This window comes from Citricoccus muralis, assembly GCF_029637705.1.
GTDB lineage: Bacteria > Actinomycetota > Actinomycetes > Actinomycetales > Micrococcaceae > CmP2.
In genome coordinates this window covers 170863-187813 of sequence record NZ_CP121252.1, presented here as the reverse complement: position 1 = coordinate 187813, position 16951 = coordinate 170863, and the positions used below count along the sequence as shown (strand labels likewise).

The 16951-nt window shown below is 61.6% G+C and carries 9 protein-coding genes; 4 read left to right on the top strand and 5 right to left on the bottom strand.

What is annotated here, in order from left to right; genetic code table 11:
* Window positions 1–161: 161 nt before the first annotated feature.
* A complete protein-coding gene (locus P8192_RS00840) occupies window positions 162–866 on the top strand; it encodes a hypothetical protein (protein ID WP_278157803.1) in 705 nt (234 codons plus the stop codon).
* A gap of 4 nt (window positions 867–870) precedes the next feature.
* Here P8192_RS00840 and P8192_RS00835 read toward each other — a convergent pair whose 3' ends face one another.
* Genes P8192_RS00835 through P8192_RS00825 form a run of 3 tightly spaced genes read right to left on the bottom strand, consistent with a single transcriptional unit; the run spans window position 871 to window position 3723 of the window.
* Complete coding sequence (locus tag P8192_RS00835; RefSeq protein WP_278157802.1) at window positions 871–1713, bottom strand: glycerophosphodiester phosphodiesterase family protein; 843 nt, start codon at window positions 1711–1713, stop codon at window positions 871–873.
* 34 nt (window positions 1714–1747) lie between these two features.
* A complete protein-coding gene (locus P8192_RS00830) occupies window positions 1748–2716 on the bottom strand; it encodes a Cof-type HAD-IIB family hydrolase (RefSeq protein ID WP_278157801.1) in 969 nt (322 codons plus the stop codon).
* Entirely contained in the window at window positions 2713–3723 is a 1011-nt protein-coding gene (locus P8192_RS00825; RefSeq protein WP_278157800.1) for a carbohydrate kinase family protein, read from the bottom strand. Before P8192_RS00825 ends, P8192_RS00830 begins: the two co-directional genes overlap by 4 nt.
* 130 nt (window positions 3724–3853) lie before the next feature.
* Between P8192_RS00825 and P8192_RS00820 the strand changes: the two genes are divergently transcribed.
* From P8192_RS00820 to P8192_RS00810, 3 genes are read left to right on the top strand one after another with little or no spacing between them, the layout of a single operon-like run.
* On the top strand, window positions 3854–5428 hold the full coding sequence (locus P8192_RS00820; RefSeq protein WP_278157799.1) for an SDR family oxidoreductase: 1575 nt from the start codon (window positions 3854–3856) through the stop codon (window positions 5426–5428).
* A complete protein-coding gene (locus P8192_RS00815; protein WP_278157798.1) occupies window positions 5425–6819 on the top strand; it encodes a cryptochrome/photolyase family protein in 1395 nt (464 codons plus the stop codon). The genes P8192_RS00820 and P8192_RS00815 overlap by 4 nt, the downstream gene beginning before the upstream one ends.
* 55 nt (window positions 6820–6874) lie before the next feature.
* Window positions 6875–7357, top strand: a complete 483-nt coding sequence (locus P8192_RS00810; protein ID WP_278157797.1) for a pyridoxamine 5'-phosphate oxidase family protein — start codon at window positions 6875–6877, stop codon at window positions 7355–7357.
* A 107-nt stretch (window positions 7358–7464) separates the two neighbouring features.
* Here P8192_RS00810 and P8192_RS00805 read toward each other — a convergent pair whose 3' ends face one another.
* Together P8192_RS00805 and P8192_RS00800 are read right to left on the bottom strand one after the other, a co-directional pair.
* Window positions 7465–7890 (bottom strand): hypothetical protein, encoded by a 426-nt coding sequence (locus P8192_RS00805; protein WP_270106724.1) that lies wholly within the window; start codon window positions 7888–7890, stop codon window positions 7465–7467.
* Window positions 7887–16889, bottom strand: a complete 9003-nt coding sequence (locus P8192_RS00800; protein ID WP_278157796.1) for a DUF7507 domain-containing protein — start codon at window positions 16887–16889, stop codon at window positions 7887–7889. Before P8192_RS00800 ends, P8192_RS00805 begins: the two co-directional genes overlap by 4 nt.
* Between the last annotated feature and the right edge of the window lie 62 nt (window positions 16890–16951).

The following is a 16951-nucleotide window of genomic DNA, read 5'->3' as shown; positions in this document are numbered from 1 at the left end:
AGCAATAGTGGACAAGATCAGTAGGCTGGCTGACTTACCGAAACTCCCTGCGGCCCGGACCTTACACAGGCCGACAGCAGATACGTATCCTTTGGAGATAGCAAGCAGTTGAACGGTGTTTGCTCGGTCTGGGCACGCCCCACAGAATGCAGGAGTACCGCATGACTAACCCGTCGATTCCGAAGATTCTGGCTCAGCGCCTCAGCGAAGAGATCCAGCCACAGCGAGCATTCGGTTGGAAGAAGGAACCCTGGCTCAAGATCGTCAGCGACGCTCCGGAAGTTGTCGCGACCCTCAACGATTTCCCAGACAAGCTCGACCGCGAAGTAGTTCGAAAAGTGGTTCAGGAAAAGCTCGCGCAGGAGCAGGTCCTTGCAGCCTTCATTCCCGTACTCATTTGGGGCGGCCCGGGCGGCTACGGCCCATTCCGGGCACGATCCATTTTGACCGGTGTCGGAACAAGCGCGAACTCCCAGGCATCGATTAATCCCGCTGTTGCCGAGAAGCTCAGAAATGCCGCTGACATCGTTCGCCAACCGGACCACGTTGCTGCGTATAGCTACATGAGCAACGACGGTCGAGTAAAACATCTTGGTGGGGCCTTCTTCACCAAGTGGCTATCCTTCGCTTCTATGACAAGTTCCATTGATGGACCGGATGTTGCTCCGATTCTCGACAAGCGCGTCAGCGATTGGATCTTCGAACAGACCTCGGGTGAAGTGACAATCGGCAAGAAGATTCGATCTACGCCGGACTACCGCACGTACCTCGAATTACTAGATAGCTGGGGTGGGGACCACAACCGCACCCGCGCTCAGGTCGAGCTCGCTATCTTCGAGCTCACGCGCGACCGACCCGCTGACTGACCCGCTACCGCTGGGGCCAGTGGCCGCGTGCGGCCATGACCTCGGCCAGCCCCGCACCGTTGTCGGTGACGAGCCCATCGACGCCGAGCGCCAGCAGCCGCTCCATCTCGGCCGGATCGTCCACCACCCAGACATGCACGGCCAGACCCACCTGGTGGCAACGCTCCACGAATCGGGCGGTGACCACCGGAATCGGCCCGGACCGCACGGGCACCTGCACCGCATGCAGATCGACGTCACGCCGGAGCCGCTCGACGACCTTGCGGAACACGGGCAGCGGGAACCTGTGAGTGAACACCAGTGTGGCCACGGCGCGAGTGCCCCCGGAATGGGCTATGGGCAGATCATCGCGGCCGGTGAGCCGGCGAGCGTGATCGCGGTAGGCGATGCGATGGGCATCAACGAACGAGGCCACTAATACCCGCGCCCACGCATCGTGCCGGTGGACGACGGTGGCCACTGCCTCCGCGGAGGCGGCGTCTTTCAGATCCACGTTGAGGTGAATGTGCGGGAACGCGGAGAGCAGGTCCTCGAACAGCAGCAGCGGTTCACCCGGACTGCCGTCCGGATGCTCCCCCACCACCCGGAACTGGGCGAGCTCGTCCCACGTGCGCTCGGCCAGCGGCCCGGCACCGGTGGTGATGCGCTCCAGGGTCTCGTCGTGGAAGACCACGGGCACGCCGTCAGCAGTGGTGCGCACGTCGAGCTCGAGGTACCCGAAGCCACGGTCGACCGCTGCACTGAAGGCGGCGAGGGTGTTCTCCCGGTCCGGGTCGGCGCCACGGTGGGCCAGGGCGATGGGCCAGCCGTGACGGCCGGGCAGCGAGTCGGTGAGGTAGCGGGGCATCGGCGTCCGGCCTTTCATGACTCAGGTGGGTGACTCAGGTGGGCAGGGTGAGCAGGTGCTCGATGGCGCGGGCCACGCCGTCGTCATCACAGGCGGCGGTGACGGAATCCGCGGCCTCAATGAGCTGGGGGTGGGCGGAGGCGACCGCGTAGCCGGTGCCGGCCCAGGAGATCATCTCGAGGTCGTTGAGCATGTCGCCGAAGGCCACGGTGTCTTCCGCAGCGACGCCGAGTGAGTTGGTGTAGTCAGCGAGGGTGAGGGCCTTGTTGACGTCGGGGCGGCTGATCTCCAGCAGCGGGAGCCCGGGGGCGGAGTGGGTGACGGAGACGAGCTCGCCCACCAGGCCGCGCACGGTGGCCAGGAGATCGTCGGGCTTCACTTCGGCGGCTTTGACGAGGAATTTCACCACTTCGGGGTGCTCGCTGAGGGCGCTGACCACGGGGTCGGCGAGGGTGAATTCGGGGGCCGTGGTGTCATCGTCGGGAGATTCGGGGTGTTGTAGCCGGGAGCGGCGCCCGGACTCGTACAGTTCGGACTCCATAACGAAGCCGGTGAGGGTTTCCAGCCCGAAGCTGGTGCGGGGCACCCGGGCGCTGATGAGTTCGTGCACGGTGCGCACGGTCTCCCCCGACATGGGGTGCGCCTCGATGACCTGGTCGGCAACGACGTCGTAGATCACCGCCCCGTTGGAGCAGATGATGGGGCCGGCCTGACCGAGGGTGTCGGCGAGGCCGGCGAGCCAGCGCATGGGGCGCCCGGTGACGAAGACGACCTGGATGCCGGCTTCACGGGCGGCGGTGAAGGCTTCGATGGTGCGGGCGGAGATGTGGCCGGTGCGGGTGTGGCGGTAGGAGATGACGGTGCCATCGAGATCGGTGGCGATCAGGCTGGGGCGCACCAGGGGGTGGCCGTCGGCGGATCGCTCCAGCTGGGTGCCGTGGGGAGTCAGCGGAGAGGCGGGGTCCGTGAGGCGGGCGGAGGTGCGCGGGCGCTCGGGTCTCACAGATGCCCCTGGGCCCCGTCCGCGGAGGCGGCGGACGAGGTGGCGGCGTCGAGTGCTGCGTCAAGTTCAGTGCGGGAGGGCGGGTCGGCGCCGGGGCGCGAGGAGGTGATGGCCGCGGCATGGGCGGCGAAGGCCAGCACGGAGGCGACCTCGGCCTGGGGCAGGGCGCGCAACCGGGAGCGGGATGCGGCGCCGAGGAGGCCGCGATCGTGCAGGGCCACGATGAGGGCGGCGGTGAAGGAGTCGCCGGCGCCCACGGTGTCGGCCACCTCCACGGGGACGATGGGCTGTTCCCAGGTGCCCTCGGCGGTGGCGCAGAGGATGTCGGTGGCGCCGCGGGTGACCACGACGATGGCCGGGCCGAGGGACTGCCAGTGGGTGACCACCTGCTCGAGGGTGAGTTCGGGGTAGAGCCAATGCAGATCTTCATCGGAGGCGTGCACGATATCGGTCAGTGCTACCGACTCTTCGGCGCGGGCGCGGGAGGCTGCGCGATCGGGGATGATCGAGGGCCGGCAGTTCGGGTCGTAGGAGATGGTGGCGGTGGGGTGCAGGCGGCGCAGCATCTCCATGACGGTGGCTTCGCCGGGGGCGAGCATGGTGGCGATGGAGCCCATGTGCAGGTGGGCGACGTCCTGTTCACCATCGAGCTGGTTCATGACCGTGCGGAAACGGTCCCACAGCTCATCGGGGGTGGGCAAGGTCCAGTCGAGGTCGAACTCGTAGGTGGCGGCCCCGGTGGGGTCCAACCGGGCGGTGGCGACGGAAGAGGCCAGTTCGTCAGCATCGAGCACGGAATGGACGTGGTTGGACTCGAGGTGAGCCTGGATGACCTGGCCGTGCTCATCGGTGCCGTAGCGCCCGGCGAAGAGCACGGTCTCGCCGAGACGGGCCAGACCCACCGCGACGTTCAGGGGGCTCCCGCCAGGGTGAGCTCGGGGAACAGCGGTGTCCGAAACCACCACATCTACCAGTGCCTCACCGATCACGCCCACATAGTCTTTCACTCGTTAAACGGTACCCTACCGACCCGTTTGCAGAGCCTGCTTGACGTCAGGTCACCGAGGGCACCAATCCTGGTCCGCGCCCGGTGCGGAATGAAACGATCACAGAACCCAACAGAAAAGCGAGGTCCCGATGAACGGCACAGCACAGCAGCGCCTGGGCGAGGAGTCCATCACGCCCAGCCCGCAACCGCGGCGGGTGCTGGTGCTCGGTGCGACCGGATACGTCGGCGGACGGTTGGTTCCACGGCTGCTGCAGGCCGGGCACGACGTCAGCGTGGCGGTGCGGTCCCCGGAAAAGGTGCGCGCCACCCCCTGGGGTGCCGAGGTCACCGTGCACCAGGTGGATCTGGACGAGGACCCACGTCAACACCCGGCCCTCGGCAAAGCGCTGGAAGACCAGGACGTCGTCTACTATCTCGTACATTCCATGGGTGGCGGCAGCGACTTCGAGGAGCAGGAGGCGCAGACGGCCGAACGCCTCGCGGCTGCCGCACGCGAGGCGGGAGTCCAGCGGATCGTGTACCTCGGCGGTCTGCACCCCGAGGGCGCCGAGCTCTCGCCGCATATGCGCTCCCGGGCCGCCGTGGCGCGGATCCTGTTGGACAGCACCGTGGACACGATCGCGTTCCAGGCCGGCATCATCATCGGCTCCGGCTCTGCTTCCTTTGAGATGATTCGGCACCTGGCCCGGACGCTGCGGCTCATGCCGGCACCGGACTGGGTGGCGAACCGGGTGGAACCACTGGGTATTCGCGACGTCCTCTACTATCTGCTCGCTGCGGCAGATGTACCGGGCAGCATCAACGCCACCCTGGACGTGGGCAACCGGCAGACATTGACCTACGCCCAGGTGATGAAAATCTTCGCGAAGGTGGCCGGGCTCGCACCGCGGCATGTGATCGCGCTGCCCATCCCGGCTCCCACCCTGTCCGGGATGTGGGTGGGGCTGGTGACCCCGCTGCCGATGAGCCTGACCATCCCGCTGGTGCAGTCGCTGCAGCTCGACGCGGTGGCCGGGGATCGTCGGGTGGATGAGCTGATTCCGCCGCCGGCCTCCGGCTTCTTGACGTACGAGGAGGCGGTGACCCTGGCCCTGCGTCGGGAACGGGAAGGGGCCGTGGACACCACCTGGGATGCCGATGTTGGGCCCCTGGATCAGGCGGCGGCCAGCCTGCCCAACGACCCCCAGTGGGCGGGTCATCCGGTGTACGAGGACGCGCGCAGCGTGACCACCACCGAGGCGTCGGCGGAGGCGGTGTGGCGCGTGGTCGAGGGCATCGGCGGAACCAATGGCTGGTATTCCTGGCCGCTGGCCTGGCGAGTGCGTGGGGTGTGGGACAAGCTCGTGGGCGGGGCCGGCCTGAATCGCGGTCGGCGTCTGCCCGACGTGCTGCGCGTGGGCGACCCGGTGGACTGGTGGCGCGTGGTCGGCCTGGAGCCCGGGCGTTCCCTCACGCTCCGCGCCGAGATGAAGGTCGCGGGTGAGGCATGGCTGGAGTTCACGGTGCGTGAGAGTCAGCAGGGCACCGAGCTGACCCAGCGAGCGGTGTTCTACCCCACGAACGTGCGCGGCACCCTGTATTGGTACTCCATGGCGCCGTTCCATCGGTTCATCTTCCCGACCATGCTCGAGCGCATCATTCACGCCGCGGCAGCAGGCGCCCAACACGACGCCAGACCTCCGGCAGGTCAGGAACGATTATGACCCGAACCCTGTTGTGGTTCAGAGACGACCTGCGTGTCGAAGACCATCCGGCGCTCACCTTTGCTGTGCACGCCGCCAGCGATGACGGCGATGTTGTCGGCCTTTACGTCCTGGACGATGAGACCCCGGGCATCCGTCCCCTGGGTGGTGCCGCTCGCTGGTGGCTGCACCACGCGCTCTTATCGCTGGCGGACCGACTGCGTGACCTGGGGATCCCCCTGCTGATCCGTTGCGGCCCGGCAGCCCAGCAGGTCCCCGCCGTAGTGCAGGCGACCGGCAGCACCGGTGTCGTGTGGACGCGGCGCTATGGCGGCCCCGAGCGCGAAACCGATGCCAGCGTGAAGGAGGACCTCCGCGGACGCGGGTTCACAGCCCACAGCTTCCCCGGGTCACTCTTGCAGGAACCCTGGACGATCAGTACCGGCGGAGGTGGGCCCTACCGCGTGTTCACCCCGTTCTACAAGAACCTCAGCGGTCACCCCCTGCGCGAGCTGCTACCCGTGCCGAAGCCGGTGGCCGAGTATTCCGGCGTGCAGTCCAGTCTGGCAGGGGCAGGCGTCAGCCTCGGCGCTGTTGACGACCTCGACCTTCTCCCCACCCGGCCCGACTGGGCGGGCGGCTTGCGTGATCGCTGGACCCCTACGGAAGAGGGTGGTCAGCAACGGCTCAGGCAGTTCGTGGACCAGGAGGGGGACGCTTATACTCGGGCCCGTGATGTGCCCGGCGTGCAGGGCACATCACTCTTGTCTCCGTACTTGCGCTTTGGACAGGTGAGTCCGCTCTCCGCGTGGACGGCGGCCTCCGAACTCGACCACGAACCCAGCGCATCGACCTTCCGCAGCGAGCTCGGGTGGCGTGAGTTCTGTTGGCACTTGCTGTACCACTTCCCGGACCTACCGGAGAAGAACCTCCGCACTCAGTTCGACGCCTATCCGTGGCGGACCCAAGCACAGGAACCGGATGTTTTTCGTGCCTGGTCCGCTGGTAGAACCGGTTTTCCCTTCGTCGATGCGGGCATGCGAGAACTCTGGCAGTCGGGACACATGCACAATCGGGTCCGCATGGCCGCGGCCAGCCTGCTGGTGAAGAACCTCGGGATCCACTGGCGCGAGGGCGAAGCGTGGTTCTGGGACACCCTCGTCGACGCCGATGCCGCGTCCAACCCTGCCAATTGGCAGTGGGTGGCCGGCTCCGGCGCGGACGCCGCCCCGTTCTTTCGCATCTTCAACCCCGAACGCCAGCGTGACCGGTTCGATCCGGACGACGTGTATGTCCGGCGTTGGGTGCCGGAATTCGGCTCGGAGGACTACCCCGATCCTCTGGTCGATCTTCGAGCCTCGCGGCAGCAGGCGCTGGCTGAATATCAGCAGCTCAGCGGAGGTTCCGGTTGATCTCCGGCATGTGTAGCGTGAGCACGACGTTCGCCCCTCAAAGAAGGAGACTCTGATGTCCGACCAGACCCTGAACCGTGAGACCGTGCTTGACGTGATGCGCTCAGAGCGTTTCGTGATGTTATCGACCGCCACCCGCGAAGGAAGGATCGTCTCGCACCCGATGACTCCCCAGCAGGTCACTGATGAGGCCGAGGTGTGGTTCATCATCGGTCGAGACAGCGATCAGTCGGAGGCGATCCGGTCCAACCCCCAGGTGAACCTCGCTTTTGCCGAAGCTGGTTCGTGGCTGTCGCTGGCCGGCACCGCAGAGTTCGTTGACGACCAGGCAAAGATCGACGAACTCTGGACCGAGCAGGCGGGCGCCTACTTCGAGCAGGGCCGCCAGGACCCCAATGTGACCTTGCTGAAGGTCACCGGCGATTCAGCACAATTCTGGGGCGTGCCCGGTGGCGCCGTGGGATCGACACTGAAGCTGATCGGCGCCAAGATCACCGGCAAGAAACCGGACGGCACCAGCGGCACCGTCGAACTCTAAGCAGCCGTGAGAAGCTTCCGCCTGACAGGTGGGGAGCACGAAGGCTCTGCCAAGATCACGGTTGATCTCGGCAGAGCCCTCACGACAGCGAGCGAGAATCAGGCTCCCTAGAACCGCTCCACGCGAAGCACACATTCAAGGTCGTCTCCGGTCAACGCCATCTCGGTTGACCACTCAGCAGTCTCGCCAGTCGCCACGTTTGAGACATCCACCTGGACGATGCCCATGGTCTCGCCACCTTCCATAGCGGAGATATACACGCGGTAGTCCTGGTCATCTGACTCAGGATTAGTCACGGTACCTTCCACTTCTAGGGCGCTACCCTGCGGATCACATGTCACGAGTTCCGCGTCGTCTGCTGCTCCAACGTAACCTTCCACGGAGCCAGGCTGGTCCGGCATTTCAATGACCTTCTGTTCGCCGGCGTCCGTGTTCGCTGCCGCATCGTTGACGTCGTCGCCACCGCTGCAAGCCACCAGGGTTGTGGCTGCCGCGGCCGCTACTGCAACAGTCAAGATTCGGGTGAATCTCATACGGATTCCTTTCGTCGGAAGTTTCTCATCAGGATCAGCATGGCACCAAGCAACAGGAGCATCGAACCCAGGACCAGAGCGATGATCATGCCCGACGATCCAGTCACTGCCAGTGCGCCCAGTTTCATCGTCACGGAATCGTCATCGGACACCGGGGTCCCTGAGGGATCCTGAGCCCAGATGGTCGCAATGTTGTGAACCTCGCCGGAGTCGGCATCAGCCTGCGTCAGCTTATAGGAAGCAGACGCCTCCACCGACTCACCCGGAGCCAGGACTCCTGGCTCCGAGGGCCAGTTGTATTCCAGATCTCCCAGCCCTTCCAACTCGTCGTCAATCGTCACATCCGTGAGCGTCACGTTCCCGGTGTTCGTTCCCGTGAAGTTGAAGGTCACCGAGTTTCCGACCTTAGCCGCCCCCTCGAACTCCCCAGCTTTCTCCAGGTCGATCGATGGGTTCGCTACCAAGGGCACAATCACGGAGCTATCCACAGGAGGTAGCGGGGAAACAGGCTCCCCCGGATGCTGGGGGTCCGCAGGCGGCGTGCCCGTGGCCCAGGCAGTGTTCGCCACTTCTCCTGAATCCACATCAGCCTGAGTCAGAACGTATGTGGCCGTGGCCGTGACCGACTCACCCGGAGCCAACACCCCCACCTCACCAGGCCAGGAATACGAGAGCTCACTCAAACCCACCATCGGATCAGTAATGACCACATCGCTCAGAGTCACGTTGCCCGTGTTCGTCGCTTCGAAGGAATACGTCACCGACTCACCAGCAACAACATCACCAACAAGCTCGCTCGACTTCTCCAACGAGATCCCCGGAACCGGAGGCAACACAGTCACTTCCTCAACCGGAGGCGTCTCCACCGGATCACTCGGAACCGGATTCTCAGGATCAGAAGGATCAACACTCGGCGGAGGAGTGCCCTCAGCAGTAGCAGCATTCACCACCACACCGGCATCCACATCAGCCTGAGTCAGAACGTACGTGGCCGAGGCAGTCACCGACTCACCCGGAGCCAACACCCCCACCTCACCAGGCCAGGAATACGAGAGCTCACTCAAACCCACCATCGGATCAGTGATCGACACACCCGTGAGCGTCACATTGCCCGAGTTCGTCGCAGTAAACGAATACTGCACCGACTCACCAACAGCAACATCACCAACAAGCTCAGAAGACTTATCCAACTCCAAACCAGGAACCGGAGGCAACACAGTCACTTCCTCAGCCGGCGGAGCCTCCACCGGCGGATCCTCCGGGTTCGGAGGCGTACCACCAGCAGTAGCAACATTCTGGACCCAACCACGATCCACATCAGCCTGAGTAAGAACATACGTGGCCGAGGCAGTCACCGACTCACCCGGAGCCAACACCCCCACCTCACCAGGCCAGGAATACGAGAGCTCACTCAAACCATCCAACGGATCAGTAATGACCACATCGCTCAGAGTCACGTTGCCCGTGTTCGTCGCTTCGAAGGAATACGTCACCGACTCACCAGCAACAACATCACCAACAAGATCACTAGACTTCTGCAACTGCAACGCAGGCCCCGAAGGAATCACAACAGTAGCCGGATCTTCATCATTGACCGGATCACTCGGCACCGGGTTCCCCGGATCTGAAGGATCAATCACCGGCGGAGGCGTACCTTCAACAGCAGCCAGATTGACCACCGAACCGGCATCCACATCAGCCTGAGTCAGCTCGTAGAAAGCAGACGCTTCCACCGACTCACCCGGATTCAGCACACCAACAGCACCAGGCCAAGCATCCTCATCAATAGCGATAGCCTCATCACTCAGCAAAGGATCCTGCAGCACCACACCACTCAGAGACACATTCCCCGAGTTCGTGATTGTGAAGATGTACTCCACCAACTCACCAGCAGCAGCCTGCCCAGCAAGAGCACCAGACTTCACCACCTCAATCGATGGATCCGACTCCAGCTCAGTAATCACCGTGGAATCATCAGTCACCGGATCAGGCTGAACCGGATTCTCAGGATCCTCCGGATCATAAGTCAACGGAGGAACACCCGAAGCCAAAGCCTCATTCTCAACCCAACCGCTATTGATGTGCTCCTGAGTCAACACCAAGGAGGCCGTGGCCGTGACCGACTCACCCGGAGCCAACACCCCCACCTCACCAGGCCAGGAATACGAGAGCTCACTCAAACCCACCATCGGATCAGTAATGACCACATCGCTCAGAGTCACGTTGCCCGTGTTCGTCGCTTCGAAGGAATACGTCACCGACTCACCAGCAACAACATCACCAACAAGCTCGCTCGACTTCTCCAACGAGATCCCCGGAACCGGAGGCAACACAGTCACTTCCTCAACCGGAGGCGTCTCCACCGGATCACTCGGAACCGGATTCTCAGGATCAGAAGGATCAACACTCGGCGGAGGAGTGCCCTCAGCAGTAGCAGCATTCACCACCACACCGGCATCCACATCAGCCTGAGTCAGAACGTACGTGGCCGAGGCAGTCACCGACTCACCCGGAGCCAACACCCCCACCTCACCAGGCCAGGAATACGAGAGCTCACTCAAACCCACCATCGGATCAGTGATCGACACACCCGTGAGCGTCACATTGCCCGAGTTCGTCGCAGTAAACGAATACTGCACCGACTCACCAACAGCAACATCACCAACAAGCTCAGAAGACTTATCCAACTCCAAACCAGGAACCGGAGGCAACACAGTCACTTCCTCAGCCGGCGGAGCCTCCACCGGCGGATCCTCCGGGTTCGGAGGCGTACCACCAGCAGTAGCAACATTCTGGACCCAACCACGATCCACATCAGCCTGAGTAAGAACATACGTGGCCGAGGCAGTCACCGACTCACCCGGAGCCAACACCCCCACCTCACCAGGCCAGGAATACGAGAGCTCACTCAAACCATCCAACGGATCAGTAATGACCACATCGCTCAGAGTCACGTTGCCCGTGTTCGTCGCTTCGAAGGAATACGTCACCGACTCACCAGCAACAACATCACCAACAAGATCACTAGACTTCTGCAACTGCAACGCAGGCCCCGAAGGAATCACAACAGTAGCCGGATCTTCATCATTGACCGGATCACTCGGCACCGGGTTCCCCGGATCTGAAGGATCAATCACCGGCGGAGGCGTACCTTCAACAGCAGCCAGATTGACCACCGAACCGGCATCCACATCAGCCTGAGTCAGCTCGTAGAAAGCAGACGCTTCCACCGACTCACCCGGATTCAGCACACCAACAGCACCAGGCCAAGCATCCTCATCAATAGCGATAGCCTCATCACTCAGCAAAGGATCCTGCAGCACCACACCACTCAGAGACACATTCCCCGAGTTCGTGATTGTGAAGATGTACTCCACCAACTCACCAGCAGCAGCCTGCCCAGCAAGAGCACCAGACTTCACCACCTCAATCGATGGATCCGACTCCAGCTCAGTAATCACCGTGGAATCATCAGTCACCGGATCAGGCTGAACCGGATTCTCAGGATCCTCCGGATCATAAGTCAACGGAGGAACACCCGAAGCCAAAGCCTCATTCTCAACCCAACCGCTATTGATGTGCTCCTGAGTCAACACCAAGGAGGCCGTGGCCGTGACCGACTCACCCGGAGCCAACACCCCCACCTCACCAGGCCAGGAATACGAGAGCTCACTCAAACCCACCATCGGATCAGTAATGACCACATCGCTCAGAGTCACGTTGCCCGTGTTCGTCGCTTCGAAGGAATACGTCACCGACTCACCAGCAACAACATCACCAACAAGCTCGCTCGACTTCTCCAACGAGATCCCCGGAACCGGAGGCAACACAGTCACTTCCTCAACCGGAGGCGTCTCCACCGGATCACTCGGAACCGGATTCTCAGGATCAGAAGGATCAACACTCGGCGGAGGAGTGCCCTCAGCAGTAGCAGCATTCACCACCACACCGGCATCCACATCAGCCTGAGTCAGAACGTACGTGGCCGAGGCAGTCACCGACTCACCCGGAGCCAACACCCCCACCTCACCAGGCCAGGAATACGAGAGCTCACTCAAACCCACCATCGGATCAGTGATCGACACACCCGTGAGCGTCACATTGCCCGAGTTCGTCGCAGTAAACGAATACTGCACCGACTCACCAACAGCAACATCACCAACAAGCTCAGAAGACTTATCCAACTCCAAACCAGGAACCGGAGGCAACACAGTCACTTCCTCAGCCGGCGGAGCCTCCACCGGCGGATCCTCCGGGTTCGGAGGCGTACCACCAGCAGTAGCAACATTCTGGACCCAACCACGATCCACATCAGCCTGAGTAAGAACATACGTGGCCGAGGCAGTCACCGACTCACCCGGAGCCAACACCCCCACCTCACCAGGCCAGGAATACGAGAGCTCACTCAAACCATCCAACGGATCAGTAATGACCACATCGCTCAGAGTCACGTTGCCCGTGTTCGTCGCTTCGAAGGAATACGTCACCGACTCACCAGCAACAACATCACCAACAAGATCACTAGACTTCTGCAACTGCAACGCAGGCCCCGAAGGAATCACAACAGTAGCCGGATCTTCATCATTGACCGGATCACTCGGCACCGGGTTCCCCGGATCTGAAGGATCAATCACCGGCGGAGGCGTACCTTCAACAGCAGCCAGATTGACCACCGAACCGGCATCCACATCAGCCTGAGTCAGCTCGTAGAAAGCAGACGCTTCCACCGACTCACCCGGATTCAGCACACCAACAGCACCAGGCCAAGCATCCTCATCAATAGCGATAGCCTCATCACTCAGCAAAGGATCCTGCAGCACCACACCACTCAGAGACACATTCCCCGAGTTCGTGATTGTGAAGATGTACTCCACCAACTCACCAGCAGCAGCCTGCCCAGCAAGAGCACCAGACTTCACCACCTCAATCGATGGATCCGACTCCAGCTCAGTAATCACCGTGGAATCATCAGTCACCGGATCAGGCTGAACCGGATTCTCAGGATCCTCCGGATCATAAGTCAACGGAGGAACACCCGAAGCCAAAGCCTCATTCTCAACCCAACCGCTATTGATGTGCTCCTGAGTCAACACCAAGGAGGCCGTGGCCGTGACCGACTCACCCGGAGCCAACACCCCCACCTCACCAGGCCAGGAATACGAGAGCTCACTCAAACCCACCATCGGATCAGTAATGACCACATCGCTCAGAGTCACGTTGCCCGTGTTCGTCGCTTCGAAGGAATACGTCACCGACTCACCAGCAACAACATCACCAACAAGCTCGCTCGACTTCTCCAACGAGATCCCCGGAACCGGAGGCAACACAGTCACTTCCTCAACCGGAGGCGTCTCCACCGGATCACTCGGAACCGGATTCTCAGGATCAGAAGGATCAACACTCGGCGGAGGAGTGCCCTCAGCAGTAGCAGCATTCACCACCACACCGGCATCCACATCAGCCTGAGTCAGAACGTACGTGGCCGAGGCAGTCACCGACTCACCCGGAGCCAACACCCCCACCTCACCAGGCCAGGAATACGAGAGCTCACTCAAACCCACCATCGGATCAGTGATCGACACACCCGTGAGCGTCACATTGCCCGAGTTCGTCGCAGTAAACGAATACTGCACCGACTCACCAACAGCAACATCACCAACAAGCTCAGAAGACTTATCCAACTCCAAACCAGGAACCGGAGGCAACACAGTCACTTCCTCAGCCGGCGGAGCCTCCACCGGATCGCTCGGAACCGGGTTCTCAGGATCTTGAGGATCAAATGTCGGTGGCGGAGTTCCCTCGGCGGTCGCGATGTTACGCACCCAGCCGAGGTCCAAATCAGCCTGAGTCAACATGTACTCAGCGGTTGCTCGAACCGAGTCACCCGGTTCGAGGGTGCCCGCGATTTCTGCAGTGCTCTCGTCCCAGTAATAGGTGTACTGAGCATCGGTCCCGAGAAGGTCATCAGAGATGCTGATATCGGAAAGGCTCGTGGTTCCGTCGTTCGTCACGACGAACTCGTAGACAACCGTATCGCCAGCCTCAGCGAATTCCTGGTCATCAGCAATGCGCTTCTCCAGAGAGAGGCTCGGATCTCGATCAACGAGGACGGTCTCGGGGTCCTCATCGTTCACGGGAGCAGCCGGAACACCCGGGCCTTCTGGATCCTCAGGATCCTTCACGTTCGGAGGTGTGCCCTCGGTGGAGCCCACGTTAAGCACCGCACCAGCGTTGATGTCCTGCTGAGTCAGCGTGTATGTACCGGTCAGCACCACGGTCTCACCGGGAGCAAGTACACCTTCCTCTGTCGCGTTCTCCCAGTTGTAGGAAACGTCTTCCAAGCCCGGAAGCCCATCAGTAATGGACACTCCAGTGAGCGTCACGTTTCCATCATTCGTCGCTGTCAGCGTGTACTCAACGGTGTCTCCTGCGGACGGGTACTCGTTGACGTCCGTGAACTGGCTCGATTTCACCAGATCGATCGATGCTGCCGGGTCAAGTGGCGTGACCACTGTCGCGTCTGCGGTCACCGGATCCTGTGGAGTCGGTGCCCCTGGATCTTCAGGGTTGTAGACCGGCGGCGGCGTCCCTTCCGCCGTGGCCGTATTGTGCACAAGACCGTTATCGATGTACTCCTGAGTCAACACCAATGTGGCCGTGGCCGTGACCGACTCACCCGGAGCCAACACTCCCACCTCACCAGGCCAGGAATACGAGAGGTCACTCAAACCATCCAACGGATCAGTAATGACCACATCGCTCAGAGTCACGTTGCCCGTGTTCGTCGCGAGGAACTCGTAGTCGATCACATCACCGAGGGACACGTTCTCACTGTCGATGCTCAGCTCACCGCTCTTGACGAGCTCGATCTGTGGGTCATTGACCACGTGCTCGGTCGTCGGCGGGTTGTCCGGATCCACAGGGTCGATCGGGTCGCCGCCTCCGGGAGGCGTTGCGGAACCACTGGCGGTGTTGGTGAGCGTCTGGTTCTGAGCGTCGTCGTTGACCCGGACCGTGTAGCTGAGCACGAGTTCTTCGCCTGAGGCCAGGCTACCGCTCCAGTTAGCGACACCGTCCTCGAAGGTCAGGCCATCAACTTCGACACCATCGATGGTTGCGGTCGGGCCGTCGATCAATTCGGCGTGCTCGAGCACTCCGGTGAGATCGTCAACCACGTCGACATTGGTCAGTGGAGTTTGGCCCGTGTTCGAGCCAGTCACGGTGTATGTGATCTCCGAACCGGGGTTCACTCGCTCACCGCTTGGCGGGTTTGCGTTCTTTTCGAGTTCGAAACCGGGCGAGTTGACAGGGTTTTCCACGACGACATCGGGGGGCGTGATGGTCTCTCCGCCGGGAGGAGTCGCCGTACCTGATGCCGAGTTAGCCAGCGTCTCGCCTGAAGCGTTAGCACCGACTGTGAATTCAAAGGTGATGGTGAGGGTTTCGTCTGTGGCTAGGGTGCCTGTCCAGCTCAGCAAGCCGTCTTCGAGAATGGCTTCAGGCTCTGCAGGCTGACCATTGATGGTTGCCGTGATGCTGCCTTCATCGACGCTGCCGAGCTCGAGGAGCTCGTTGAGGTCGTCATTGACTTCAACATCTGTCAGCGGAGTTCCACCGGTGTTAGATGCCTCGATGCTGTATTCAAGTGTGTCACCAGGGTTGACCGCAGTCCCTGACTCCGGGGAAACCGATTTGTTGAGTTCGAACCCGGGAACATTCACGGGGTGATTTGTCGTAACCTCGGCGGGGTTGGTGGGAGGGGTGCCACCATTCGGAGGAGTTACCGATGCATTGGCTGCGTTATTCAGAATCTGGCCAGCGGCGTCACTACTCACCACCACCGTGTACGCTATGGTGACCGCCTCACCCACGCCGAGATTGCCGCCCCAGATCAGCTGCTGAGACCCGTCGACCGTGGGCTGATTTTCGGCAGGTGTTGTGTCGCCGGTCGCGTTGATAATGCTGGCGGAATATCCTTCGTCAGTAATGGTGCCGTGGGCCAGCACATCCGACAGGTCATCTGTCACGACGAAGTCCATGGCGACTGCGCCGGTGTTCTCTGCTGTCACCGTGTAGGTAATTTCATCTCCCGCGTTGACGGCAGTCCCTGACACCGGGTCGGACACCTTGTTGAGTTCGAGAGATTTCTCCAGCGAGGTGTTTGTCACGGTACAAACGACGGTCGATCCCACGAGACGGTCAGGTTGGTCAATGGACCAGTTCGGGGCCTCGCCGCGAACGTCGACCGGGGCGTTGTCTGCGGCCGCGTCGTAGCAGACAAGATCGGAGTTGTAGTAGCTCAGGTCAGTGCTGCCTGCACCGACCTCGCTAAGATTCAACACTTCACCGTTAGCGGTGATGTATGGGCCAGCGAATGATGATTGGCGTCCAGTCTGATTGCCGGACGTCGTTACTGCGCCGAGTCGAGCGCCGGAATTACCACGGCTGGGAGCGTCGACGACGAGCTCGAATTGGTCACCCGGCGCGAACCGCTCGGCATCGATGTCCTTTTCGAGCTGGACGGTATTCGGGAAACCACAGCTCGCCAGATCGGTGAATCCAGACGCCGTATTCGGGTTGCTGTAGGTATTGACCGTCTGGCCTGTGGCCAGGTCAATCTCGATCAGTTGGGACGAGGTCGAGACGAAGATATTGCCCGAGTTACCGAATGCGATTCCGTTGCCAAGAGTGCCAGCAGGAAGCTGGGCGATCGGATCGCCTAAATTCAAGGTTTGATTGCCCGGCGTGCTTGGCACCGCCCCGTCTACAGCGTAGACGTTCGCGTTAGCCACGACGATGAGTTGCCCGTCGGCCGTGAAGGCGAAATCGCCATTCTGATTACCAATGCCTGGGATATCGCCTACCCGGTATGCCGACTGAGTGTTCGGATTGTATACCCCCAGGTAGGCGGGACTTCCGGAACCGCCATAGTAATAGAGGCCGTTCGTCGGGTTTACCGCTCCCCGGATGAGGCTGGCCGGCGCGTTCGCATCGCCCAAGTTGCGAGTCTGGGTCCGTTCGGTAAGACGATCATGGATCGATAACTGCTTAGTCGCTCCAG